Below are 25,905 nucleotides of genomic sequence, written 5' to 3' on the forward strand. Positions count from 1 at the left end.
CTAAATTCGGCTGGTTTTTGCTCGAAAAGCCACCCCCGTCCGGCGTTTCAACCGGCCGACCCCCCGTCGGTTTTTAGCGCCGCATACTCCTTGGAACCAGGACACAAAAGACGTGCGCCTGTCGCCAGCCCCAATTACATGAACAGAGGCAGAATGCGGAACTGACTGGAGTGTTAACCGCAGGCCCGAAACAAGTCAAGTTTTTGACATTTTAATTTTTCTTTTGCGACATAAATCTAAATTTTTCGAGTGAAATCCATCTCAACAGTAAAATTCAATAAAAATCAAAGCACTGTCCGCCAATTTTTCGACACATCCTTTGTAACCCGCAGCGCATCCCCTCACACGACTCCCCTGCACTCCAATGAATTGACGCATCGACACATGCAATGCGCTTGCGTCAGCCGCCAATCGCCGCCAGCGCCGATTGCGCAACATCACCCACAACACGCCACCAAACTGGCGCAGGCAAGAGCGCAGCACAGGCTGTGCTGCCTACACAACACGGACTAAGGACGATCGCACGCAACCGCCGGCGCATGCACCGGCGATGCAGGGTATGGCAGCAGAACAGCAACAAAGCGGCATCCGCGCGATGCCGTTACCCGGTCATGCAATCACGGCGGTATCGCTTCTGCAGCGGACTGACGCATCCGCATGGCAGCGGATGCGTCAGTGCGTCAGCTCAAGCCACCCACACCCGCGCGTTACGGAACATCCGCAGCCACGGCGAGGTGTCCGGCCAATCGGCGGGATGCCAACTCAGGTTGAGTGAGCGCGACGTGCGCTCGGGATGCGGCATCAAAATCGTCACCCGGCCATCGTCGCTGGTCAGGCCGGTGATGCCGTCGGGCGAACCGTTCGGATTCAATGGGTACTGCACAGCGACCGCACCATTGCCATCGACGAAACGCAGTGCCACACGCGCGGCCGCCTGATCGACGGCGCTGGCGAATTCGGCACGACCTTCGCCATGCGCCACCACCACCGGGATGCGTGAACCAGCCATACCACGCAGGAAAATCGACGGCGATTCGACCACTTCCAGCAGGCTGGTGCGTGCCTCGAACTGCTCGCTACGGTTACGCAGGAACCGCGGCCAATGGGCTGCGCCGGGAATGATGTCCTTGAGTTGGCTGAGCATCTGACAGCCATTGCACACACCCAGCGCGAAGCTGTCGCTGCGTGCGAAAAACGCGGCGAACGCATCGCGCAGCACTGGCCGCTCCAGGATCGACGTCGCCCAACCGCGGCCCGCACCGAGGACGTCGCCATAGCTGAAGCCGCCGCAGGCGGCCAGACCCACGAAATCGGCCAAGTTCACGCGGCCGGCGATGAGGTCGCTCATGTGCACGTCGAACGCACGGAAACCGGCACGTTCGAAAGCATGCGCCATTTCGATCTGACCGTTGACGCCCTGTTCGCGCAGGATCGCCACCTTCGGCCGCTGGCCGCTGGCGACCGGCGAGCGCTGCCGCACCGCCTGCACTTGCGGCACGTGTCCCTTGATGTACGGCGCGGCCACATCCTCGGCCGGATCGAAGGTCAAGTGCGGCTGCAGCCCAGGCACGGCGAAATCGCGCGCCAACGCGCGTTCTTCGTCGGCGCTGTCGGGGTTGTCGCGCAACTTCTGTATGGCATGGCTGACAGACCACCACGCATCGAACAACGCCTCCCAACGCCACTGCGCCAGTAGCTTGCCGGCCAGACTCACGCGCACGGCGGCGGCCGTACTGGGACGGGCGATGCGCTGCGCACATTCGGTCAGCGCATGGCGCTCGACCAGATCGGCGAAGGCGACGCGGTCCTCGTTGGCAACCTGTACCACGGCGCCAAGTTCCTCGTTGAACAGACTGCGGAACGGGTCCTCGCCCCAGGCATCGAGGGTGATGTCCAGGCCCTGGCGGGAGGCAAACGCCATTTCGCACAAGGCCGCGAACGCACCGCCGTCGCTGCGGTCGTGGTAGGCAAGCAGAATACCTGCCTCGCGCGCATCGCGGATGAGGTGGAAGAAGGCGCGTAAGCGCTGCGGATCGTCCAGATCGGGCACTGCACCGCCAAACGCCGGCAGTTCGCCCTCGGCATACACCTGTGCCAGGACAGACCCACCCAGGCGTTGCTTGCCACCACCCAACCCGATCAACCACACATCGCTCTCGACCTCGCGCGCCAACAACGGCGTCAACTGCGCACGCGCATCGGCAACGGGAGCGAAGGCGGAGACGATGAGCGAGACCGGCGAAACACTTTTATGGGTTGCGCCTGCATCCGACGTCTGAGCGCCGTGATGCGCAACTGTCTGCCACTGCGCCTGCATCGACAGCGAATCCTTGCCCACGGGGATACTCAGGTCCAACTGCGGGCACAACTCCATGCCCACCGCATTGACCGCGGTGTACAAGCGTGCGTCCTCGCCAGGGTGGTTGGACGCGGCCATCCAGTTCGCCGAGAGTTTGATCTGATCCAGCGCCTGCACCGGTGCCGCGCACAGGTTGGTAATCGCCTCGCCGACCGCCATGCGTGCGGCGGCCGCTGCATCGAGCAACGCCAGCGGGGTGCGCTCGCCGATCGCCATCGCTTCGCCGGCATTGGTGTCGAAGCCGGCCAGCGTGATCGCACAATCGGCCAGCGGCAATTGCCATGGCCCGATCATTTGCTCGCGTGCGGTGAGACCGCCAACACTGCGATCGCCAATGGTGACCAGGAAGTTCTTCGCCGCCACCGCAGGATGCGCCAACACCCGCAAGCCAGCCTCGTGCAAGTCCAGCGCGGCGGTGTCCAGTGACGGCCAGCGCGGCGCCGGCGGCTGACGGGTATCGCGATGCATCTTCGGCGGCTTGCCAAAGAGGACGTCCATGGGCAGATCGATGGGCAAGTCGCGCATCCCGGCGGCATCGGCCGCAGTGCCCAGCGTGCCGTAGCCCACCACCAACCGCTGCTCCGCCGTCGCCACGCCAACTGCGGCAAACGGACAACGCTCGCGCTCGCAGATCGCGGTGAATTCGGCCAGGCGCGCCTGCGGCACACCGAGCACATAGCGTTCCTGCGATTCGTTGCACCACAACTGCATCGGCGAGAGCGACGGGTCATCGCTGGGCACGCGCTCCAGATCGATGATGCCGCCCACGCCCGAGTCGTGCAGCAGTTCGGGAATGGCGTTGGACAAACCACCAGCGCCAACATCGTGGAACCAGCGGATCGGATTGTCCGCCGCCAACGCCACGCAGCGGTCGATCACCTCCTGCACGCGCCGCTCCATCTCCGGGTTGTCGCGTTGCACACTGGCGAAATCCAGATCTTCGGCGCTGTCGCCAGAAGCCACCGAACTGGCCGCGCCACCGCCCAGACCGATCAGCATCGCCGGGCCGCCAAGCACGATCACCGCATCGCCCGGTTGCAGCGCGATCTTCTGCACCTGCATCCGGTCGATCGCGCCCAAGCCCCCGGCCAACATGATCGGCTTGTCGTAGGCGCGGGTCAGATCCTGCGTCTCGGGCAACTCGAAGCTACGGAAATAACCGAGCAGGTTGGGCCGACCGAATTCGTTGTTGAACGCCGCGCCGCCCAAAGGCCCTTCCAGCATGATCTCCAACGCCGGGGCCATGCGCGGGTTCAATGGACGCGCACGCTCCCATGGCTGCGGCAACATCGGAATACGCAAGTGCGAGACGCTGAAACCGGTCAGGCCCGCCTTGGGCTTGCCGCCACGACCGGTGGCGCCCTCGTCGCGGATCTCGCCGCCAGCGCCGGTGGACGCGCCCGGGAACGGCGCGATCGCGGTCGGGTGGTTATGGGTCTCGACCTTGATGCAGAACGCCGAGGGCGTGACCGCTTCGCTGCGGTACTCGCCGCTGGCCGGGTCCGGGCGGTAGCGCGCGGCCGGATATCCTTCCACCACCGCGGCATTGTCGCTGTAAGCGCTGAGCGTGTGCTGCGGAGTCTGCTGGTGAGTGTGCTTGATCATCCGGAACAACGAGCGCTCCTGCTCCTTGCCGTCGATGGTCCAGCTGGCGTTGAAGATTTTGTGCCGGCAATGCTCAGAATTGGCCTGCGCGAACATCATCAGTTCCACATCGGCCGGATCGCGACCAAGCTCGCCGAAGCGCTGACGCAGGTAGTCGATCTCGTCCTGGGCCAGAGCCAGCCCCAGGCGCACGTTGGCCGCTTCCAACTGCGCCAGCGCGATGCGCTCGACCTCGCCGCGCACCGGCGCCTGGAACAACGCCTGCGCCTGCGCCGCGTCCTCCAACAGCGATTGGGTCATCGGATCGTGCAACAGTTTGGCCAGCGCCGCCTGATGCGTCGGTGTCGCAGGCCAACCCGCCAGGTCTAGCCGGGTCCCACGCTCCACCCGCCGGATCGCCAGGCCGGCGCCACGTACCAGTTCGGTGGCCTTGCTCGACCACGGCGAGCGCGTTCCCAAGCGCGGGACCACATAGCGCGAACAGGCCCCCGGCTCGGCCGCAACCGGCGATTCCTGGGCCTGCAAGATGCGACACGCAGCACTCAGATCGACCCGACCATCGCTGTCGCGATCGAGAAAATAGACATGCCAGGCGCCGGTGATGCGCACGCCGGGAACGATGGATTGCAGACGGGTTTCGAGCCGAGCGCGACGGAACGGCGAAAGAGCGGAAGCGCCCTCGAGGACGATCATGTCCGGTGAACCGTGTGAGGAAACGGGCTGGCTATTGTAGCCGGGACTCGGGACTCGACGCCGAACTCGCGGCTCGAAAAGCATCAGCCCCGCCATGGCGGGGCCTATGGGAGATCAAGACGCAGCAGGATCTGTCCGGCAGCACCGGCCAACGCTCCCCTTACCGGCGTTCCAGCATTCCTGACCCGTGCCCCATTAGCGGCTTGCACCGGCCTTGGACGCCTCCGCCGCACGCATGTCCAGTGCCTCGCGCAGTTTCGCTGGCGGCAAGTAGCCGCCCAACTGCGTACCATCAGGAGCAAAGATCGCCGGGGTACCGTTGACACCCAGACGCTGGCCCAGGTTGTACTGCATGGTCACCGGGTTCTTGCAGTTGTTGGACGCGGTCGGCACCTTGCCGCTGGCCTTGGCCTCGGTCAGCGCTTTCTTCTTGTCCGCCGCGCACCACACCGCCACCATGTCCTTGTAGTCCTGGCTGCCCAGACCCATGCGCGGGAAAGCCAGGTATTCCACCGCGATACCCTGCTTGTTGAGTTCGCCGATCTCACTGTGCAGCTTGCGGCAATAGCCGCATTCGATGTCGGTGAACACGCTGATCTTGTACTTCGGATTGGGCGGAGCAAACACGATGCGGTCGGCGCGCGGCGCCGATTCAAGCAGTTTGCGGCGGTAATTCAATAGGCCCTCACTGGACGCGAGCTGCTTCTCCTGAATGTCGATGGGCTGCGTCTGGAACAGATAACGACCGTCGTCGGAAACGTACAGCACATGCCCGCTGACCACCACTTCGCGAAAACCGGGGAACGGCGCCGCGCCGATGTAGTCCGGTTTGAAGCTGGGATCGAGTTCCATCAACCCGGCGCGTACCCGCTGCTCGTTCGCGCCGCCAGCCGCAGGCGCGACCTTGGCCGAGGCATCGGCGCCGACAGCAGGCGTGGTGGACTCGGCGCAGGCGGAGAGGGAAACGGCGCTGAGCAGCGCACAGAGGGCAAAACGGAGCATGAACTATCCTGAGAGCTGCAGACTGGGCCGATTGTCGCACACCCCCCATCGCGCGCGATTATGAATGGACCGAACAGGGATAGCCCCCTGACTGATCGCTCTCAACCGCGCGGATGATGTTTGCGATGCAGGGTCTGCAAGTGTTCGCGCGCCACCAGGGTATAGATCTGAGTGGTGGACAGCGAACTGTGCCCGAGCAGCATCTGCAGTGCGCGCAGATCGGCGCCCCGGTTGAGCAGGTGGGTGGCGAAACTGTGACGCAGACCATGCGGACTGATCCGCATCGGGTCGATCCCGGCCAACGTCGCGTAGCGTTTGATCAGCACCCAGAACTGCTGCCGGCTCAACGGACGCCGCGCCGCATCGATGAACAACGGCACCGCGCCGTCACGGGCCGGCACCGCCTGCCCAGCGACCAAGACCGACCGTGCCGTGTCCAGGTAGCACTGCAACCAATGCTGGGATTCTTCGCCCAATGGAACCAGCCGCTCCTTACTGCCCTTGCCGGTGACCCGCAGCACGCCTTGACGCAAATTCACCGCATTGGCGGGCAACTGCACCAGTTCACTGACGCGCAGTCCGGCCGCATACATCAACTCCAGCATGGCGCGGTCGCGCAGGCCCAGCGGCGCGGTTGTGTCGGGCGCCGCCAGCAACGCATCGATCTGGCTTTCGGCAAGTGCCTTGGGCAATGACCGCGGCAGCCGCGGCGGCTCCAACAATGCGGTCGGGTCATCCCCACGCTGGCCGCGACGCAGACGCAAGGCGAAAAACGCCCGCAACGACGACAGCCAACGCGCGTTGCTGCGTTGCGTGTAGCCGAGTTCGGTACGCCAAGCCAGATAATTAAACAGCGCCTGACGGTCGGCACCGACCAGACCATCCCCGACCCCATCGCGCCAGCGCGCAAACCCTTCCAGGTCGCGCCGATAGCTGTCCAGGCTCTGCCGCGCCAGCCCCTGCTCAGTCCAGGCCGCGTCCAAAAATTGCTGGATCGCCGCAGCATCGGCCTCGCGCAGCGGCGCGAGGCGCTGCACCTGCTGGCGGCGTTCGGCAGGAGAATGCAGAATGGGCATGGTGGAGAAGAATACGGGAAAGGCCGTCTCCGGGACCCGAGAAATCCTAACTCCTTGGATCCGTTTTACACAGGCCGCGTGCTGTCGGCGCAGCCCCAAAACGGACCGCCCCGGATCAACACAAGGCAGCCCACCGCAAAACACACGACACGCTCTAAGCTGTGCCGATGAGCGCACAGCTTCCCGAATCCCACTCACGCCCACACGCGTTGCTACCGTGGCGGCTGCTGGCGCTGTTCTACGATGCCTGGCCGGTGCTGGCGCTGTGGTTCGTGGTCGCAGCGCTGTTCACCCTCTTCTACACCCTCAATGGCCATGCACCACGCGAGAACATCGCGCCGTTCAGCGCACTGCAGTGGTTGCTGTGGCTGTGCTGCTGGTTAGTGGCCGGACTCTACGCAACGCTGAGTTGGCGCCGCGGTGGCCAGACCCTGGGCATGCGCCCGTGGCGGCTGCGCCTGCAGACGACCGACGGCAGCACACCGTGCTGGGGCGCCCTGTGGCGCCGCTACCTGGTCGGCACCTTGTCATTGCTGCTGGGCGGACTGGGATTCTGGTGGGCGCTGGTGGATCGGGAACGGCTGGCGTGGCATGACCGCGCCAGCGACACCCGACTGACAAGGATTCAAAAACAAACCCAGCATCCCCGTTAACGCGGCTAACTGCTGCGTTTACGGAACATCAACCAGGAAACGGTGAGCATCACCAGCGGCGGCAGCGCATAGGCAATGCGATAGTCGAACTTCAACGCGCCAGCCATGCGCCCGAAGAACAACTGCAACAGCCAGAACACCAGTGCGAACAGGATGCCCAGAAACAAGCGCTTGCCCATGCCACCGCTACGCAACGCACCGAACGCAAACGGGATCGCAGCGAAGCACAGCGCCAGCACATTGATCGGGTAGAACCAGCGGCTCCAGTACTGGTCTTCGTAATCGCGCGCGTCCAGACCGTTGCGCTGGCGGTACTCGATGCTGACGTGCAGATCGTGCGCGGACAGATTGCGTGGTTTGGCCAAACCCGAGGCCAGCGCCGCCGCATCCAGCTGCGACGGCCACGGCTGGCTGTCGAACGTCTCGCGCTGCACCGAGCGCTCGGCAAAGGTGTCGCGATAGCCCTGTTTGAGTGTCCAGCCGTTGGCATGATGCTCGGCGCTGCTCGCATGGGTCAGCGTGGCCAGACGGCCATTTTGGTCAAGCGAGTACAGGCGCACGTCGCGCAGTTCCAGCCAGGAGCCGCCGCCGTCTTGCAGATGCTCCTCGCCGGCCTGCGCATTGAGGAACGTGTCGCCCTCGCGCGCCCACAGCCCCGAATATCGGGCCATGCTCATATTACTGTTGAACTTGGCGTTGGCCTTGATCACATCGGCCTGGTTCTGCGCCCACGGCCCCAAGGTTTCGCCACTGAACACCATAGCCACGATCAACACCGTCATGGTCGCCGCCGCCGCCAGGCTCAGCCGCCGCCGCGACAGACCCAACGCACGCAGCGCGGTCAGTTCCGAGGTGGCGGCGAGTTGGCCCAGGCCCATCAGCACGCCGATCACCGCGCCGGTCGGGAACAGGGTGTAGGCGCGCCGCGGCACGGTGTAGGCGACATAGGCCACGGCATGGCCGAGACTATAGCTGCCCTTGCCGATGTCCTTGAATTCGTTGGACAGAGCCATGATGACATCCAGGCCCAGCAGCACCGCCCAGGTCAACAGGACAGTGCCGAGTACGGCGCGGCCGACATACAGATCGTGCAGGTTCGGGCGCAGTTTCATGGCGCAAGCCTTCGTGGCCGCGACAGCCGGCCATCGCGCAGGTACATCCACACCGCCAGGGTCAATAGCGGCAAGGTCAGCCACCACAAGCCGAGCGCGCGGGGCAGCTTGTCGGTACTCAGCCACTGTGTGCCGATGAACATCAGATTGGTGCCGACCAGATAAGCCAGGAACGCCAACATGATCCGACCATAACGCTGCTGCCGCGGCGAGCTGCGCGATAGCGGCAAGGTCAGCAGCGCAAAGGCCAGTGCCAGCAGCGGCGGCGCCAGACGCGCATGCAACTGCGCATTGGCCTGCGGACGCGGGTCGCCGATCAGCGCGGCGGTGGTCAGCAATGCGGGATCATCGTCCTTGCGTGCGGCACTGCGTTCGCTCAAGGCCACATCGTTGTTGGCGAAACGCATCATCCGGTAATCCAGCCCATCGCCAGCCAACGGCCCTTCGAACCGATAGCCGTCCTCCAGACGCAGATAGCGCTCGGCTTTGCCCTCGAAGAACATCGCGCCGCGCTGTCCGGTGACCACGTCCAGACGGCCGTCCTTCTGCCGCTGCACAAACACCTTGCTGAGTCGAGTGCCATCGCCGGAAAGGGTACTGACATAGACGATGCTGCCATCGGGCAGCGAGGTGAAGCGCCCAGCCTCCAGTCCGGCCATCAGCAAACTGTGGTTGGCCTCGTTGACCAATTGGTCGGAAGTGCGGTCGGCCCACGGCCCCAGCCATAGCGAGCACAGCCCCACCAGCGTAACCACCGGCACGACCAGCATCAGGATCGGCCGCAGCAGCCGCCTTGGACCGACGCCGATGGCGGTGATCACCGCCATCTCCGAGTCGCGATACAGCCGCGCCAGCGCCAACAGCAGGCCCAGCATCAGCGCAAGTGGCAGGATCAGCGGCAGGTACACCACGAACTGCAAACCCAACTGGGAAAACAACAACTTGGCCGGAATGCGGCCATCGGCGATGTTGCCCAGCACGTCCACCAGCACGCCCCCGACGCTGACCACCAGCAGCACGATCAAGGTGGCCGAGAAGCTCTGGAAGAAATCGCGCAGCAAGTATCGATCGAGCTTCGGCATGGGGGTGGGTTGATTTAAACTCTGAGATTCGTTCGCGGCGGCTCCAGCCCATCCGGCTGGAGGTAAACGGTCCGCAATTGTACGGTTTAGCCAACGGAATCTGATCAATGGCCCTGGAATTCACCCTGAACCACGACGCCCCGACCACGGCGGCGTTCGACTGTATCGTCGTCGGCATCTTCGCCGACAAGCAGCTGTCCCCAGCGGCCAAGGCCCTGGATGCAGCCAGCGGCGGACGCCTGACAGCCCTGGCGGACCGCGGCGACCTCAGCGGCAAGACCGGCGCCTCCACACTGCTGCACGACCTGCCAGGCGTCAGCGCACCGCGCGTGCTCGCCGTGGGCCTGGGCGATGCCACCAAATTCGGCGTCCCGCAGTACCTGAAGGCGATCACGGACGCCGCCCGCACACTGAAGAGCGGACCGGCGGTGTCTGCGCTGCTCACCCTGCCCGAACTGGAAGTCAAGGGGCGCGACCGCGCCTGGAACATCCGCCAGGCGGTGATCGTCAGCGAGCACACCTGCTACCGCTACACCGCCACCCTGGGCAAGAAGAAACCCGAGGACAGCGGTCTGGCCCGGCTGGCCGTGTTCGGCGAGGACATCACCGCCCTGGCCCAGGGCCAAGCCATCGCCGCCGGCGTACGCTTCGCCCGCGAACTCGGCAACCTGCCGCCCAACCTGTGCACCCCGGCCTACCTGGCCGAGACGGCCGCCGCGTTCGCCAAGGGCGTGGACGGCGCCGAGGCCGAGATTCTCGACGAGACCCGCATGCAGGAACTGGGCATGGGATCGCTCCTGGCGGTGGCGCGCGGCTCAGCCAACCGCCCGCGGCTGCTGGTGCTGAAGTGGAACGGCGGCGGCAACGCCAAGCCCTACGTGCTGGTCGGCAAGGGCATCACCTTCGATACCGGCGGCGTCAACCTGAAGACCCAGGGCGGCATCGAAGAAATGAAGTACGACATGTGCGGAGGCGCCAACGTCATCGGCACCTTCGTCGCCACCGCCACCGCACGCCTGCCGCTGAACTTGGTGGTGGTGGTGCCGGCCGTGGAAAATGCGATCGACGGTAACGCCTACCGTCCCTCGGACGTGATCACCAGCATGTCCGGCAAAACCATCGAGGTCGGCAACACCGACGCCGAAGGCCGCCTGATCCTGTGCGACGCACTGACCTACGCCGAGCGCTTCAACCCCGAAGCCCTGATCGACGTGGCCACGCTGACCGGCGCCTGCATGACCGCCCTGGGCCACCAGACCGCCGGCCTGATGAGCAAACACGACGATCTGGCCGAGGAACTGCTGGCCGCTGGCGAACACGTCTTCGACCGCGCCTGGCGCCTGCCGCTGTGGGACGAATATCAAAGCCTGCTCGACTCCAGCTTCGCCGACGTCTACAACATCGGCGGCCGCTGGGCCGGCGCGATCACCGCCGGCTGCTTCCTGTCGCGCTTCACCGAAGGCCAGCGCTGGGCGCATCTGGACATCGCCGGCGTCGCCAGCGACGAAGGCAAGCGCGGCATGGCCACCGGTCGTCCGGTCGGGCTGTTGACGCAGTGGCTGCTGGACCGGACCGGTGGCGCTGGGGCGCGGGACGCGGGACCGGGGACGCGGTAAGGCAGCCCCATGTCGTTCTCGCCGCCCCGCGTCAGCGCGAAAGAGCGCCTGCTGGGTTCCAGCAAGCGCTCTACCCAGCAACGAACCCGCGTTCCGCCTGCCGACCTCTCCTCCTGATGCGCGCCGACTTCTACCTGATCGCCAAGCCACGGTTCCTCACTGCACCGCTGCGGCTGGTATGCGAGCTGGCGCGCAAGGCCAACGACGCCAACCTGTGGACGCTGGTGCTGGCGCGCGACCTGGCCCAGGCCGAGGAACTGGACGAACTGCTTTGGGCGTTCGACGACGACGCCTATATCCCCCACCAGATCGCCGGTGCCGACGCGGACGAAGAGGAGGCGCAGGTGTTGATCGCCCCTCCAGAAGTGGACGCAGCATCGCGACCACTGGTCATCAACCTGCGCGACGCGCCCTATTTGGGCACCTGCGAGCGCGTCCTGGAAGTGGTACCGGCCGACCTCTCCGCGCGCGAACCGCTGCGCGAGCGCTGGAAGCAGTACAAAACGCAGGGCTACGCAGTCAACAAGTACGACATGTGACCGCGCCGAGCATGGCGGTTGGAGATGCTCAAACGGTTTCCACCTGCCTGCGCTGGCAGCCTCACGCATTCCCCCTTCACTTCGAATACCCAACCGCGGTTTGCCATGACCACCCTCGCTTCCAGCTACGATCCCACGTCCTTCGAATCGCGCCTGTACGCCCAGTGGGAAGCGGCCGGTTATTTCGCACCGTCCGGGCGTGGCGCGACTTACACGGTACTGCTGCCGCCGCCGAACGTGACCGGCACGCTGCACATGGGTCACGCGTTTCAGCAAACGCTGATGGACGCACTGGTGCGCTACCACCGCATGCGCGGCTTCGACACGCTATGGCAAGTCGGCAGCGACCACGCCGGCATCGCCACCGAAATGGTGGTGTCGCGCAATTTGATGTTGGAAGGCAAGGGCGAAACCCGCGATTCGCTGGGCCGCGACGGTTTCATCGCCAAGGTATGGGAGTGGAAGCAGCAGTCCGGCGACACCATCGAACGACAGATGCGCCGCCTGGGCACCTCGGCCGACTGGTCGCGCAGCACCTTCACCATGGATCCGCAGCCCTCGGCGGCGGTGATCGAGGCGTTCGTGCGCTGGCACGAACAGGGCCTGATCTACCGCGGCCAACGCCTGGTCAACTGGGATCCGGTGCTGAAGACCGCGATCTCCGACCTGGAGGTGGAAAGCGTAGAGGAAGACGGCTTCCTGTGGTCGATCGCCTACACACTGGAGGACCGCGCCAGCTACGAACACATCGAGCGCGACGCCGACGGCAACGAAACCCTACGCGAAACCCGCGATTATCTGGTGGTGGCCACGACGCGTCCGGAAACCCTGCTCGGCGACACCGCCGTGATGGTGCATCCGGACGACCAACGCTACGCGCACCTGATCGGCAAGACGGTGACGTTACCGCTGACGGGACGTCGCGTGCCGGTGATCGGCGACGCCTACGTGGACCGCGCGTTCGGCACCGGCGTGGTCAAGGTGACGCCAGCACACGATTTCAACGATTACCAGGTTGGGGTGCGGCATGGATTGCCGATGATCAACCTTTTCACAAAGGATGCGAAGCTCAAATCCAGCGAACTGGATGACTTGACCTATACGGGGAAGCGCGCATCGAATTTCGCCTGTGTGGATGTCTCCGACCAAGGCCCCCTCACCACTGAGCCGACGACATCGGTGATCCCTCAGAAATATCAGGGCCTGGACCGCTACGAGGCACGCAAGGCAGTGCTGGCCGATCTGGAAGAACAGGGGCTCCTGGTCGAAACCAAACCGCACAAACTGCAAGTACCGCGCGGCGACCGCACCGGTCAGGTGATCGAGCCCTATCTCACCGATCAGTGGTTCGTGCGCATGGACGCACTGGCCAAGCGCGGCCTGGAATTAGTCGAATCCGGGCAGATCCAGTTCGTGCCGCCGAACTGGATCAATACCTACCGCCACTGGATGGAGAACATCCAGGATTGGTGCATCAGCCGCCAGCTGTGGTGGGGACACCGCATTCCCGCCTGGTTCGACGATGCCGGCAACTGCTACGTCGCACGCAACGAAGAGGAAGCGCGAACGCAGGCGGCGGCCAAGCACGGCGGCCAGGCCCCCGCGCTGCGCCAGGATCACGACGTGCTGGAAACCTGGTTTTCCTCGCAACTGTGGCCATTCTCGACCATGGGCTGGCCGGATACGCAGGCGATGGCCGAGCGCGGCTTCGACCGCTACCTGCCGTCCAGCGTGCTGGTGACCGGCTTCGACATCATTTTCTTCTGGGTGGCGCGGATGATCATGGCCACCGACAGCTTCACCGGCCGCGTGCCATTTCGCGACGTCTACATCACCGGCCTGATCCGCGACAAGGATGGACAAAAAATGTCCAAGTCCAAGGGCAACGTGCTCGATCCGCTGGACATTATCGACGGCATCCATATCGACGACCTGGTCGCCAAGCGCACCACTGGACTGATGCAACCGCGCATGGCCGAGAAAATCGAGAAAGCCACGCGCAAGGAATTCCCCACCGGCATCATCGCCCACGGCGCCGACGCGCTGCGTTTCACCATTGCCGCGCTGGCCAGCCACGGCCGCGACATCAAATTCGACCTGGGCCGCGCCGAGGGCTACAAAAACTTCTGCAACAAGCTGTGGAATGCCAGTCGCTTCGTGCTGATGAATACGCGCGCCGAGGATGTTGAGGCCACGACAGCGACAAACGCATCGCCTCACGCCCAGATGGATAACGCTACGGACACCGCGTTGCATCAGGGCCTGGAGAAGCACGCCCCCGTCACCGATGCCGAGAAGTGGATCCTGCTGCGCTTGCAGGCAACGACCGCCGAGGCACAGACACATTTCGCCACGTACCGCTTCGATTTGCTCGCACAATGCCTGTACGAATTCGCCTGGAACGCGTTCTGCGACTGGTTCCTAGAACTAGCAAAACCGGCGCTGGGTGGCGACGACGTGGCCGCCGCCGAAAGCACCCGGCATACCCTGCTACACGTGCTGGAAACACTACTGCGGCTGCTGCATCCGCTGACGCCCTTCGTCACCGAAGAACTCTGGCTACAGGTGGCGCCGCGCCTGGGCATCGCCGCACCGACCATTTCGCTGCAGCCATATCCGGACGCGGCCACGATGGACGTGTCCGCCTACGCGGGCGCCGCGGCCGATATCGAATGGCTGCAGGCGATGGTCTCGGCACTGCGCCGGGTACGCAGCGAACTGCAGGTGGCGCCATCGCGGCAAGTGCCGCTGCGCCTGCTGGCGGGCCTGCCGCAGGATCGCGTGCGGGTGGAGCGTTTCGCCGCGCAACTGCGCTTTATGCTCAAACTCGATACGATCCAGTGGCTGGAAGACGGCGCATCGGTGCCGGCCTCTGCCGCGGCGATCGTCGGCGAACTGAAATTGCTGGTGCCGCTGGAAGGCTTGGTCGACCTGGAAGCCGAACGCCTGCGCCTGGACAAGGAAATCGCCCGGGTCGCCGCCGAGAAGGAAAAGAGCGAGGCCAAGCTGGGCAAGTTCACCGACAAGGTGCCGGCCACGGTGATCGAGCAGGAGCGTCAACGCTTGACCGATTGGAGCTTACAGCTCGATGGTCTGCGCGAACAGCGAGCCCGGCTGTGAGCTGGCTGGAGACTCGACTGCCAACTCAACTGGCGATGGCGCTATGCGGCGTCACCGCCTGGGGATTGTCCCGGATCGACGCAGGGCCTGCATCACTGCCCGATGCAGGCAGTATCGGCATCGTCATTGTGCTGGCCGGGGTCATCTTCAATGTCGCCCCCAAGCGCGGGTTCCAACACGCCGGCCCACGGTCAATCCACTGCAACCGCAACGCGCCACACACTTTGGTGCAATCGTGCCTGCATCGGTGGTCGCGCAATCCCATATACCTCGGCCATGCGTTGATTCTACTTGAGCTAGCGTTGTGCTTGCGCCACGCTCTGGCACTGCTGGCGGTCTCCGCCTACATGCATTATGCAGCAGTGCGTCTGCACGCGCGATGCTGCGGAAATCACAGTAAACCAGGCATACAAACGAAAACTCAAAGCAATGCCCACCTCAACCCGGCGGCGACGCCGTCGTTTTGTTAGCCATTCTTAGCAGCTCTTAATTAGGTCATACCATCAAAGAACAACTCGATCGCCATCACTACCGCGTCCTCGCGACCGTGCGCGGCGGGGTAATAGCGCGGGCGTCGACCGATCTCATTGAAACCCTCGCTGTGGTACAGCGCAATCGCGTTTGAGTTCGACGGACGCACTTCGAGGAACACACGGCGCGCGCCCAGGTCGGCGCCATACTTGATCAACGCACGCAACAACAGGCGGCCATAGCCGCGCGACTGCCGCTCCGGCGCCACGCAGACATTCAGGATGTGCGCCTCGGCGGCGGCGACACTGATGACTCCATAGCCGACGATTTCGCCTTGTTCTGTCAGGACCCAACCCGGATAGCCCGCCTGCAAGCAATCGCGGAAGATGCCACGGGTCCAGGGGAAGGGATAGGATCGACGCTCGATCTCCATCACCCCATCGAGATCGGCCTCGCGCAGCGTCCGCAGGTTGGCCGCGGACGAAGACGGCCAACCCATCGCGCTCATCGCGGTACCCGCTTGCGTAGCGCGCGTAACTGCGGCCACAGCGCGCGCTTGGCCGCAGGATTGCCACGCAGTTGATCCAGCGGCCAAGTGGCCATCAAGGCTTGGGTGGCCGGATCGTTGGGGTTGAGGCTGGAAGCGCGCAAGAGTGCGATCTGCAGACGGTCGGGCATGCGCAGCCCGCCGGCACGGGCGATACCCGCGGTCGGCGCTACATGGGCCGGTTCGGGCAGTTCATCCGACGTGGGCGCACGGCGACGCTCCTGGGATACAGCGGGCACCAGAGTGTCTGTGGCGGAGCGCGAAGGCACATGCGTCGCCGCAGGCGACAGCACCGATGCTGGCGGCTCGTCCACCGGCAACAGCACCGCGACGGACGCGGCATCGGCACCGACATACAGCGTATGGCCCAGTGCCTGCAGCCAGCCAACCTGCTCGACCGACCACAACAGCGCGGGTTCGGACAGGGCGCTCATACGGCGTCCGGCACCTTGCGCCAGCGCCGCCCCAACCACAGACAAGGTCCGGACAGCGCATACAGCACAGCGATCGCCAGCAACGCGCGCGCCAAGTCGATCACCAACACCGCAATCAGCACCGATGCCAATACCAGCATCAGAAACGGTACCCGATCAGTACGCCGGCCCTTCTCGCCACCGCCCTTGAAACTCCAGAAGCGGATGCGACTGACCATCAGCAACGCCACAATCACGGTCAACCCCAACGCCACGTAGCGCAGCTGACCGCCATCCCAGCCCAACGCACCGTCAGCGAAGGACCACACGAACGCCATCATCAACCCTGCCGCAGCCGGACTGGCCAAGCCCACGAACCAGCGCTTATCGACGGTACCGGTCTGGGTATTGAAACGCGCCAGTCGCAATGCCGCACAAGCGGCATACAAGAACGCCGCCGACCAGCCGAGTCGCCCCATCATGCCGCCATCGAACTTCAGCGCCGACAGCGACCAGTGGTACATCACCAGCGCCGGGGCCATACCGAAGCTGACCAGGTCCGCCAGCGAATCGTACTGCACGCCGAACTCGCTGCTGGTGCCGGTCAACCGCGCCACCCGTCCGTCCAGCCCGTCCATCACCGCGGCCACGAATACCGCCACGCTGGCAGGCACGAAGTCGCCATTGGCCGCAGCAATAATGGCGTAAAAACCGGAAAACAGGCCGGCGGTGGTGAACAGGTTCGGCAACAAATAAATGGCGCGCGAACGAGGAGGCGGTCGGGTGTGATCCATTCGCGCAGTTTAATCGACTTGCCAGGCGAGTCGGCGAATGCTGCAATCGGCACTTCGCCGCCGCGCCCTGGAGACCACGATGCGCGCCCTGCCCCGGTTTTTTTGCTGCCTGCCCCTGTTCGCCGCCAGTGGCATGCTCGGCGCCACCACGTTGTATCAATGGAAGGACGCGCAGGGTGTCACCCACTATGCGGAGACGCCACCTCCAGGCGTCAAGTACCAAGAGCGACGGATCGACGCCCACGGCGATACCTCAGCCGATCCCCAGGCCGCTGGCCCAGCCGAGAACTCCAACTGCCTAATCGCGCGCAAGAACCTGGACATCCTCAACAAACCAGGCAAGATCACCACCGATAGCAAGGGCGATGGCAAGCCGGACGGGGAACTGGACGAATCCCAGCGGGCCACGCAGAAGGCCCTGGCCGAAGCTGCGATCAAGGCCTACTGCACGCCGGCCCCCGCGGGCAAGTGAAGCCGCGCACCACGGCAGCGTAGCGTGGGCCGCTCGCCCCACCCGCAGCGCGCGCAATGACTGGCAAAATGGGCGCCCGCCGCTAGCGAAGCCCCCTCGATGCGCCTTTCCCAGTTTCACCTGCATACCACCAAGGAAACCCCCGCCGACGCCGAATTGGTCAGCCATCGACTGATGCTACGCGCCGGCATGATCCGCAAGCTCGCCTCTGGCCTGTACACGTGGTCGCCGCTGGGCCTGCGCGTGCTGCGCAAGGTGGAGACGGTGGTGCGCGAGGAAATGAACCGCGCCGGCGCCCTGGAGGTGGTGTTCCCGACCATCCAGCCACGCGAACTGTGGGACGCGACCGGACGCTGGAAAAAATTCGGCGACTTGATGCTACGGATACGCGACCGCAAGGAACAAGATTATTGCTATAGCCCCACCGCCGAGGAAGCCGCCGCCGATTTCGCGCGCCATGAACTGAACAGCTACAAACAGCTACCGGTCAATTTCTACCAGATACAGAGCAAATTCCGCGACGAGATCCGGCCGCGCTTCGGGGTCATGCGCGCGCGCGAATTTCTGATGAAGGACGCCTATTCGTTCCATCTGAGCGACACAGATCTGGCACGCGAATACGAAAACATGAAAGCGGCCTACCACCGCATTTTTACCCGCCTGGGCTTGCAGTTCCGCGCAGTGCAAGCCGACTCCGGCGACATCGGCGGCGATGCCTCGCAGGAATTCCACGTCCTGGCCGATTCCGGCGAGGATTCGTTGGCGTTCTCCACCGGCTCGGACTACGCGGCCAATGTGGAGGCCGCCATCGCCGCCACGCCGCCGCCACGCGCGGCGGCCAGCGAGACACTGCGCAAAGTCGCCACGCCCACGCAAAAAACTTGCGAGGAGGTCGCGCAGTTGCTCGGCATTCCATTGCAGCGCACGGTCAAATCGGTGGCGGTGATGGCCGGCGATGTGTTCGTGCTGGCGCTGGTGCGCGGCGACCATGCAGTGAACGAGATCAAACTGGGTAAAGTCCCCGGCCTGGCCGGCTACCGCATGGCCAACGAGGCCGAGATTCGCGCGCACCTGGGCAGCGAGCCGGGCTTCCTCGGCCCCGTGGATCCACAGCAGCCGATCCGTGTAATCGCTGACCGCGACGTGGCGGCGATGGCCGATTTCGTCGTCGGCGCCAACGCAATCGGCTTCCATCTGACCGGGGTGAACTGGGGCCGCGATCTGCCGGAACCGGACACCGTCGCCGATCTGCGCAACGTGGTGGAAGGCGAACGCGCCCAGGATGGTGGCGAAATCCGCCTGGCCCGCGGCATCGAGGTGGGCCACGTATTCCAACTCGGCCGGCAGTATGCGCAGGCACTGGACGCCACCGTGCTGGACGAGAACGGCAAAACCGTGGCGATGGCGATGGGCTGCTACGGCATCGGCATTTCCCGCATCGTCGCTGCGGCGATCGAGCAGAACCACGACGCGGCGGGAATCCGCTGGCCGCAGCCAATGGCGCCGTGGGCAGTGGCGATCTGCGTGATCAACCCCAAGCACGATCCCGCCATCGACGCCGCCGGCGACGCCTTGTTGGCCGACCTTCAGCAAGCCGGACTGGACGCAATACTCGACGACCGCGGCCTGCGCGCCGGAACCATGTTCGCCGATATAGAACTGATCGGCATTCCACACCGGGTCGTGGTCTCAGAACGCGGGCTGGCCGCTGGCACCTTCGAATATCGCGCACGCAGCGGCGGGGACCCGGAAAGCCTGAATCATACCGCCTTGCTGGCAAAGCTGCGGGCATGAACAAGATGGGCCGGGAATATATCCCGGCCTTTTCCCTTGCCCGTCCTTCACGCCACGACGATCAAACCACGATCAAACCACTGCATCGCGGCCGGATCCGGACTAGTGGATAAGGCGATTGAATACGATGGGTATCACAGGATAAGCCGATCACATCGCCCCGATCGGGCAATGACTGCTCACACGAATAACCGGGGTATTTGTCAATTGGATAAAGCATGATTATGATTCGAGCCTAGCCAGGGAATGGCGAATAGGCTATCCCCATATATTTCCGGAGAAAAAATGACCATCGATCTAAGCGGCCTGTCGGCCAAGCAGTTGGGCGCGCTCATCAAGACCGCCAAGAAACAACAATCCATCGTCGCCAAGCGCACGCCTATCATCAAGGTCCGCGCCCAGTTGGCGCGGCTGGCGAAGAGCCACGGTTACAACCTCGATGAGATTTTCGCTGGCGCCGCCACGACCGGAACGCGCGGTCTGAAGGTCAGCAAGCCGGGGCCGAAGCCGGGCCGCAAGCTGGGCAAGGTGCCGCCGAAATATCGCAACCCGGCCAATGCCAGCGAAACCTGGACCGGCCGCGGCAAGCAGCCGCGCTGGCTGGCCGATCTCGTAGCCAAAGGGAAAAAGGTCGAAGATTTCCTGATCGCCGGCGCCGCTGCCAAGTCCGCTGCGGCCAAGAAAGGCACCAAGAAGACTGGCAAGCGTATCGTCAAGAAAGCAGGCAGGGCCGCTGCTAAAAAAGCTTGAGTCGGGAATGACCGACCAATCGGAAACGCCGGCGTATGCCGGCGTTTTTTATTGCCTCACCGATGCGGCGGCAGGCTGGATCGCGCGATGTACTTCGAAATCAGGTCCGTTGGTCGTAAGCGGTGCGAAGCTGGTATTGAGCGCTTTGTCTCGACGCGCTCCAGGCGGCGACGCACTCACTGCCGAGCACGTAACACGCGCTATAAATTCTTGCGCGCCGGCACGAGCAGATTGCCGAACAACAGGCCACCGACCAGCGCCATCACGATATTGGTCACGGTCAACAATGCCGACCTCCCACCGAGTACGTCCTGATGCTGGACCAGAGCGAGCAACCCACGCAAGCTGGCACTCCCCGGGACCAGCATGATGATGCCCGGCAATCGGATCAACGCACCCGGTCGGTGCAGTAGATGTCCAAACAAATTGCCGGCGGCAGTCAGCAGCATCGCCGACATGAAGATGCCAACCGGACTACCCCAGGCATCCCCAGCAAAGCGCGCGATGGCATAACTGGTCACCGACGCCGCCATCGCATACGGATAATCGCGAGCGCTAGCCTTGAACAACAACGCGAACGCATACGCCGCGACCAGCAGCGAAGCGCACTCCACCCAGTCAGGCTGGGGCCGCAAGGCCCGCACCATCGGATGCAGGCCGAGCAACTGCGCCAGCGTCACCGCGCTCACCGCGCCCACGGCCAGCTTGACCACCGTAGTGACCGCACCGGCAAAACGCGCCGTGCCCGAGCCCCAATGCTGGCTGGTCAATTCGTTGACGGCGTTGGTCAGCGCCATCCCAGGCAGTAATACCACCAGCGCGGCGATAATCACCGTATTGAGATTGAGCGGCGCGATAAAGGCCGACACGAGAGTTGCAACGGAACCGGCCAGCAGTGCCGCCAGCGCGTCATGAGCCTCCCGGGTCGCAACCCGCTTGTCGGTGAAATGGCTGAGCAGACCGATCAACAGACCAGTCACCGCAGCGGTGGCAATGTCCAGCCATGGCAGCCGCCATAACCCGGCCACACTGCCGGCGGCTAAGCCGAAGCCGAGCACCTGCATCGCCATCCAGCGCCGCCCCGGCGGCTGGTCCAACTGGCGCAGCGCGGTATGGCCCTGCGCCACGCTCATCCGCCCGCAGGCCACGTCGTCGGCGATGCGGTCGGCAACGCTGAGCTTGTGCAGGTCGTTGTCGCCCGGCGCCAGACGTACCACACGGGTGATATCGCTGGAGCCGATCGCCTTGGTGGGGTCGCTGAAACTGAGGATCAGGCCGGTGGGGTTGGACCAGGGCTCACAGTCCAGGTCCAATTGCTGCGACAGCGCCACCACTGCCGCCTCCAGCCGCTGCGCCGTGGTGCCGTAGGTGTGCAGGCGCCCGGCGATCTCGGAGACGAAGGCGATGCGCTGCGCGTAGGTCGCGTTGGCGGACGGGCTGATGAGCGGGGGAGGGGCGGGCATGGCGGCTAGTATGACGCGAACACCGCCCCCAGCCACCTGTCGCGTACGACCGACCACGTTGCGCCGAAGGGGAAACAGGTATGCTCGCGAAACTGACGTCCACATGATCGAATCACAGCCCCCCCAATTCCGCCAAGACGACCGAGACCCCTCGCGGGTGCGGCTGACCGGCAGTTGGACTCTTTCCACCGCCTTGGTCGCGTCCGAGGTACTGCGCAGCATGCCAGCGGGCACCACCGGCATCGACGCCAGCGGCATCGCTCAATTGGACTCGGCCGGTGTGTTGCAGCTGATCCGTTACGCAACCCGCAACGGCATCGCCCAGGAATCGTTGGATTTCCGCCAGGATCACCGCGCCCTGGTTTCGACCATTGAGGACGTCGCCGACGACCGCCCCAAGCGCAAGCGCGATTACGGCTTTGCCGCGGCACTGGAACGCCTTGGCTATACCGTGCATCGCAACGGCAAGGAAATCGTCGCACTGGTCGGCTTCCTCGGCGAAACCCTGGTCAAGTTAATGCGCCTGATGCATGCACCGCGACGTTTCCGGCTCACCTCCACCGTCCACCACATGGAACAGGTCGGCCTGGACGCGGTGCCGCTGGTGGCCTTGCTGTCCTATCTGGTCGGCGCGGTGATTGCGTTTCTGGGCTCTACTGTCCTGCGCGACTTCGGCGCCGAGATCTACGTGGTGGAACTGGTCAGCATCGCATTCCTACGCGAATTCGCGGTGCTGTTGACCGCCATCGTGCTGGCCGGACGCACTGCCAGTGCCTTCACCGCACAGATCGGCGCGATGAAAGCGCGCGAGGAGATCGACGCGATCCAGACCCTGGGGCTGGACCCGATGGACCTGCTGGTGATCCCACGGCTGCTGGCACTACTGCTGATGTTGCCGCTGCTGACCTTCGTGGCAATGATTGCCGGCCTGGCCGGCGGCGTCACCGTGGGTGCGTTCGACCTGGGCATTCCGCCGCAGATGTACCTGGCGCGCATGCACGACACCATCCAGATTCGGCACATGCTGGTCGGTCTGGCCAAAGCGCCGATCTTCGCAATCGCGATTGGCCTGATCGGCTGCCTGGAAGGGCTACGCGTGGAAGGGACCGCACAATCGGTCGGCGAACGCACCACCTCAAGCGTGGTACAGACCATCTCACTGGTGATCATCATCGACGCGATCGCCGCGCTGTGGTTCATGAAGATGGGATGGTGATGATGAAGACCGCATTGGACAGCGAAAACCGCAACTGTATGCCGCACGCGCCCACTCGGGCGCCTGACCGGGAGTGCGGACCTTGACCGATCTCCGCTCCCCCGAGGCAGCCGAGACATTCGCGATCTCGGTGCGCGGGCTAGTCAACCGTTTCGGCAACCAGACCGTGCACGAAGCACTGGATCTGGACGTGCGCCGCGGCGAGATCCTCGGCGTCGTCGGCGGCTCGGGCACCGGCAAATCGGTATTGATGCGCACCATCCTCGGTCTGCGCCAAGCCGACGCTGGCACGATCCGCGTCCTTGGCGTGGACACCGACTCCGGTCGCCGCGAAGACCGGTTGCACGTGGAGCGCAACACCGGCGTGCTGTTCCAGGATGGCGCGTTGTTCTCCTCGCTGAGCGTGGGCGAGAACGTACAAGTGCCGCTCAAGGAACATTTTGCCGAACTGCCCGACAGCTGGCACTACGAACTGGCGCTGCTCAAGGTGAAATTGGCCGGCCTGCCCGCCGATGCGCTAAACAAGCTCCCCTCGCAATTGTCCGGCGGCATGCGCAAACGCGCCGGACTGGCACGCGCGCTGGCACTCGACCCGCCCCTGTTATTCCTCGACGAACCCACCGCCGGCCTGGACCCGATCGGCGCGGCGGCGTTCGACCGCCTGATCCGCACCCTGCAAGAAGCGCTGGGTCTGACCGTCTTCCTGATCACTCACGATCTGGACACCTTGTACGCGATCTGCGACCGCGTCGCGGTGTTGGCCGGTGGCAAAGTCATCGCCAACGCGCCACTGGCCGAGATCGAGCAAGTGGACCACCCGTGGATCCAGGACTATTTCCACGGGCCCCGTGCCCGCGCCGCGCGCGATGCCAAAACCACCTGGATCGAGAACACCTGAGTCATGGAAACCAAAGCCAATTACGTCCTGATCGGCGCCTTCACCATCGTGACGGGGATCGCGCTGCTGCTGTTCGGGCTGTGGGCCGCCAAATACTCCTCCGACCGCACTTGGCAGGAATACCGGGTGGTATTTCGCGAAGCGGTGACCGGTCTATCGGTGGGCAGCCCGGTGCAATACAACGGCATCGCGGTCGGCTCGATCACCGAATTGACCCTGGCACCGAACGACCCACGCCAGGTCGTGGCACGCATCCGAGTGAACTCGACCACGCCGATCAAGAGCGACACCCGCGCCAATCTGGGCATCACCAGCCTGACCGGCCCAACGATCATCCAACTTTCCGGGGGTGCTCCCGAGGCGCCGAAGTTGACCGCGATCGACAACAGCGACGCGCCGATCATCCAGACCACGCCCTCGGCGCTGCAGAACATCACCGATACCGCCAACCAAATCGTCGAACGCCTGGACGAATTGCTCAGCAAAAGTAACGTGGCCAGCATCACCGCGACGCTGCACAACCTGGAGAAAATCAGTGGCGCACTGGCCGACCGCGACAACGGCGTGCAATCGCTGATCCTCAGCGCACGCGATGCCACACGTCACCTCGATGCCACACTCAATACCGCCAACGGCACCATCCAGCACCTGGACCAAAATCTGGTCAAGCAATTGCCGCCGCTATTGAACAAGCTGGAAGACACGCTGAGCAAGCTGGATTCGGCCGCCGGCAATGCCGACAAAATCCTGGGCGAGAACCGCTCGGCCATCAACAGCTTCGCCAACGACGGCCTGGGCCAACTCGGTCCGACCCTGACCGAGTTGCGTAGCCTGATCCGCGACCTGCGCCAAGTCAGCGACCGCCTGGAGAAAAACCCGGCGCGCTACCTGCTTGGTCGCGATACCCCCAAGGAGTTCAAGCCCAAATGAAGCCGATGCGCACCTTTTTGTTGCTCACCGCTCAGGCCCTGCTGCTCGCCGGTTGTTCACTGGCTGGCGGCAACAAGGAATCGGCCACGATCTATGCACCCGATGCGCGGGTGACTCCGGATCCGGCATGGCCGCAGGTGACCTGGCAACTGGCACTGACAAAACCCAGCGCCACGCGCATGATCGACAGCCCACGTATCGCGGTGCGCCCCACGCCCGACGAATTACAGGTCTACAGCGGGGTGAGTTGGGCGCAGCCCGCCACCGACATGTTCGAAGACACCTTGCTGCGCGCGTTCGAGGATTCCGGCCGCATCCCCGGTGTGGCCCGGCTCGGCACGGGTATCGGCGCCGACTACAAACTTTTGCTGGACCTGCGCCGTTTCGAATCGGATTACGCCGGGCACGATGTTCCCGCGGCCACGATCGAACTCAATGCCAAGCTGCTGCACACTGTCGACCAGCGCGTGGTCTCATCGCACACGTTCCTGGTGACGCAAACCGCTGGGGGCACCACCGAAGCACAGGTGGTCGACGCCTTCGGCCAGGCGCTGTCGCAGTTGAGCCGCGCGGTGGTTGGCTGGACCTTGCAACAGGGTCAGGCCGATGCAGCGAGCACTGTGGCGCCGCCTACACGGCGGTGATCGTGCGGAACGTCAGGTTGATCCGCTCGCCGACCGGCCTGGCAGTACGCGGCAAGGCATGCCGGTACAGGCGCTGAGTGTCCCCGCCCATGAGCAGCAATCCGCCCGAACTCAACTCCAGCGCCCGACGCAACGTCGGCTCGCCGCGATGGCGCAACACAAAACGGCGCGACGCCCCCAGACTCAACGAAGCGATCAACGGATTCGGACCGAGTTCCTTTTCGTCGTCGCTGTGCCACCCCATCGCGTCGCGGCCATTGCGATAGCGGTTGGCGAGCACACTGTTGAAGTCCACCCCGGTTTCTGCGGTCAGCCGTTCGCGCAATGGCAACAACACCGAGGGCCATGGGTGCGGCGCGAAGCGGGTGCCCGAATAGCGGTAGCTCGCTTCCGGATCGCCGATCCAGCAACTCAACCGTGGCGAATCCACCATCCGCCCGAACAGGCGGATGCGATGCACCTCCCAACTCACCTCCGCCCGGAGCTGCGCGAATAGCAGCGCAGCTTGCGCCGGCGCCAGCCAATCGGGCAACCAACGGATATCGGCGCCTGGCAAGTGCAGTTCCATCGCACCACGCTAACACGTCGCGCCCCGGCAGCCGCAGGCGTTGGCCATTTGCCCCTTCACGCACAAAGACTGAAAATGCGGGTCGCCA

Annotated in this window: 22 protein-coding genes; 12 read left to right on the forward strand and 10 right to left on the reverse strand. The window is 64.2% G+C overall.

Annotated features, from left to right (window positions below; translation table 11 throughout):
- Positions 1–685: 685 nt before the first annotated feature.
- From purL to xerD, 3 genes are all read right to left on the reverse strand, one after another.
- The gene (gene purL / locus XaFJ1_RS12990) at positions 686–4,657 is read right to left on the reverse strand and encodes a phosphoribosylformylglycinamidine synthase (RefSeq protein WP_012917137.1); all 3,972 of its coding nucleotides are present in this window, start codon (positions 4,655–4,657) and stop codon (positions 686–688) included.
- A 195-nt stretch (positions 4,658–4,852) separates the two neighbouring features.
- On the reverse strand, positions 4,853–5,659 hold the full coding sequence (locus XaFJ1_RS12995) for a DsbC family protein (protein ID WP_012917138.1): 807 nt from the start codon (positions 5,657–5,659) through the stop codon (positions 4,853–4,855).
- Between the two features lie 101 nt (positions 5,660–5,760).
- Positions 5,761–6,735, reverse strand: coding sequence for a site-specific tyrosine recombinase XerD (gene xerD / locus XaFJ1_RS13000; RefSeq protein WP_012917139.1), 975 nt, complete (start codon positions 6,733–6,735; stop codon positions 5,761–5,763).
- Between the two features lie 167 nt (positions 6,736–6,902).
- Between xerD and XaFJ1_RS13005 the strand changes: the two genes are divergently transcribed.
- Positions 6,903–7,388 (forward strand): RDD family protein, encoded by a 486-nt coding sequence (locus XaFJ1_RS13005; protein ID WP_012917140.1) that lies wholly within the window; start codon positions 6,903–6,905, stop codon positions 7,386–7,388.
- A gap of 5 nt (positions 7,389–7,393) precedes the next feature.
- Here XaFJ1_RS13005 and lptG read toward each other — a convergent pair whose 3' ends face one another.
- Entirely contained in the window at positions 7,394–8,500 is a 1,107-nt protein-coding gene (gene lptG, locus XaFJ1_RS13010) for an LPS export ABC transporter permease LptG (RefSeq protein WP_012917141.1), read from the reverse strand.
- Positions 8,497–9,582: an LPS export ABC transporter permease LptF gene (gene lptF / locus XaFJ1_RS13015; protein ID WP_012917142.1), complete on the reverse strand. Its 1,086-nt coding sequence runs from the start codon at positions 9,580–9,582 to the stop codon at positions 8,497–8,499. Before lptF ends, lptG begins: the two co-directional genes overlap by 4 nt.
- A 107-nt stretch (positions 9,583–9,689) precedes the next feature.
- Between lptF and XaFJ1_RS13020 the strand changes: the two genes are divergently transcribed.
- The 4 genes from XaFJ1_RS13020 to XaFJ1_RS13035 all read left to right on the forward strand — a co-directional run bounded on the left by XaFJ1_RS13020 (position 9,690) and on the right by XaFJ1_RS13035 (position 15,327).
- Complete coding sequence (locus XaFJ1_RS13020) at positions 9,690–11,198, forward strand: leucyl aminopeptidase (RefSeq protein ID WP_012917143.1); 1,509 nt, start codon at positions 9,690–9,692, stop codon at positions 11,196–11,198.
- 113 nt (positions 11,199–11,311) lie between these two features.
- Positions 11,312–11,737, forward strand: a complete 426-nt coding sequence (locus XaFJ1_RS13025) for a DNA polymerase III subunit chi (protein WP_045757397.1) — start codon at positions 11,312–11,314, stop codon at positions 11,735–11,737.
- Positions 11,738–11,842: 105 nt separating this feature from the next.
- Positions 11,843–14,857 (forward strand): valine--tRNA ligase, encoded by a 3,015-nt coding sequence (locus XaFJ1_RS13030; protein ID WP_012917145.1) that lies wholly within the window; start codon positions 11,843–11,845, stop codon positions 14,855–14,857.
- Positions 14,854–15,327, forward strand: a complete 474-nt coding sequence (locus tag XaFJ1_RS13035) for an isoprenylcysteine carboxylmethyltransferase family protein (RefSeq protein ID WP_146084024.1) — start codon at positions 14,854–14,856, stop codon at positions 15,325–15,327. Before XaFJ1_RS13030 ends, XaFJ1_RS13035 begins: the two co-directional genes overlap by 4 nt.
- A 20-nt stretch (positions 15,328–15,347) precedes the next feature.
- Here the strand turns inward: XaFJ1_RS13035 and rimI are convergent, their stop codons facing one another.
- The 3 genes from rimI to pssA are packed head-to-tail and all read right to left on the reverse strand — an operon-like array spanning position 15,348 to position 17,082.
- A complete protein-coding gene (gene rimI, locus XaFJ1_RS13040; protein ID WP_012917146.1) occupies positions 15,348–15,836 on the reverse strand; it encodes a ribosomal protein S18-alanine N-acetyltransferase in 489 nt (162 codons plus the stop codon).
- Complete coding sequence (locus tag XaFJ1_RS13045; RefSeq protein ID WP_045757398.1) at positions 15,833–16,300, reverse strand: hypothetical protein; 468 nt, start codon at positions 16,298–16,300, stop codon at positions 15,833–15,835. Before XaFJ1_RS13045 ends, rimI begins: the two co-directional genes overlap by 4 nt.
- A gap of 5 nt (positions 16,301–16,305) precedes the next feature.
- Entirely contained in the window at positions 16,306–17,082 is a 777-nt protein-coding gene (pssA, locus tag XaFJ1_RS13050; RefSeq protein ID WP_012917148.1) for a CDP-diacylglycerol--serine O-phosphatidyltransferase, read from the reverse strand.
- Between the two features lie 79 nt (positions 17,083–17,161).
- Between pssA and XaFJ1_RS13055 the strand changes: the two genes are divergently transcribed.
- The 3 genes from XaFJ1_RS13055 (at position 17,162) to XaFJ1_RS13065 (ending at position 20,098) form a co-directional block, all read left to right on the forward strand.
- The gene (locus XaFJ1_RS13055; protein ID WP_045757399.1) at positions 17,162–17,554 is read left to right on the forward strand and encodes a DUF4124 domain-containing protein; all 393 of its coding nucleotides are present in this window, start codon (positions 17,162–17,164) and stop codon (positions 17,552–17,554) included.
- Between the two features lie 99 nt (positions 17,555–17,653).
- Positions 17,654–19,348, forward strand: a complete 1,695-nt coding sequence (locus XaFJ1_RS13060; protein ID WP_012917150.1) for a proline--tRNA ligase — start codon at positions 17,654–17,656, stop codon at positions 19,346–19,348.
- A gap of 285 nt (positions 19,349–19,633) precedes the next feature.
- Complete coding sequence (locus tag XaFJ1_RS13065) at positions 19,634–20,098, forward strand: H-NS histone family protein (protein ID WP_012917151.1); 465 nt, start codon at positions 19,634–19,636, stop codon at positions 20,096–20,098.
- A gap of 200 nt (positions 20,099–20,298) precedes the next feature.
- Here XaFJ1_RS13065 and XaFJ1_RS13070 read toward each other — a convergent pair whose 3' ends face one another.
- A complete protein-coding gene (locus XaFJ1_RS13070; RefSeq protein WP_012917152.1) occupies positions 20,299–21,561 on the reverse strand; it encodes a threonine/serine exporter family protein in 1,263 nt (420 codons plus the stop codon).
- Positions 21,562–21,664: 103 nt separating this feature from the next.
- Here XaFJ1_RS13070 and XaFJ1_RS13075 point away from each other — a divergent pair, with 103 nt between their 5' ends.
- The 4 genes from XaFJ1_RS13075 (at position 21,665) to XaFJ1_RS13090 (ending at position 25,249) form a co-directional block, all read left to right on the forward strand.
- Positions 21,665–22,777, forward strand: a complete 1,113-nt coding sequence (locus XaFJ1_RS13075) for an ABC transporter permease (RefSeq protein ID WP_045757019.1) — start codon at positions 21,665–21,667, stop codon at positions 22,775–22,777.
- An 82-nt stretch (positions 22,778–22,859) separates the two neighbouring features.
- On the forward strand, positions 22,860–23,675 hold the full coding sequence (locus XaFJ1_RS13080) for an ABC transporter ATP-binding protein (RefSeq protein ID WP_045757400.1): 816 nt from the start codon (positions 22,860–22,862) through the stop codon (positions 23,673–23,675).
- A 3-nt stretch (positions 23,676–23,678) separates the two neighbouring features.
- Positions 23,679–24,605, forward strand: coding sequence for an MlaD family protein (locus XaFJ1_RS13085; RefSeq protein ID WP_012917155.1), 927 nt, complete (start codon positions 23,679–23,681; stop codon positions 24,603–24,605).
- Complete coding sequence (locus XaFJ1_RS13090) at positions 24,602–25,249, forward strand: ABC-type transport auxiliary lipoprotein family protein (protein WP_012917156.1); 648 nt, start codon at positions 24,602–24,604, stop codon at positions 25,247–25,249. The genes XaFJ1_RS13085 and XaFJ1_RS13090 overlap by 4 nt, the downstream gene beginning before the upstream one ends.
- Here the strand turns inward: XaFJ1_RS13090 and XaFJ1_RS13095 are convergent.
- Complete coding sequence (locus tag XaFJ1_RS13095) at positions 25,236–25,817, reverse strand: alpha-ketoglutarate-dependent dioxygenase AlkB family protein (RefSeq protein WP_012917157.1); 582 nt, start codon at positions 25,815–25,817, stop codon at positions 25,236–25,238. The genes XaFJ1_RS13090 and XaFJ1_RS13095 overlap by 14 nt on opposite strands.
- Positions 25,818–25,905 lie beyond the last annotated feature (88 nt).

The sequence above is a fragment of the Xanthomonas albilineans genome, from assembly GCF_009931595.1.
In the GTDB taxonomy this organism is placed as follows: Bacteria; Pseudomonadota; Gammaproteobacteria; order Xanthomonadales; family Xanthomonadaceae; genus Xanthomonas_A; species Xanthomonas_A albilineans.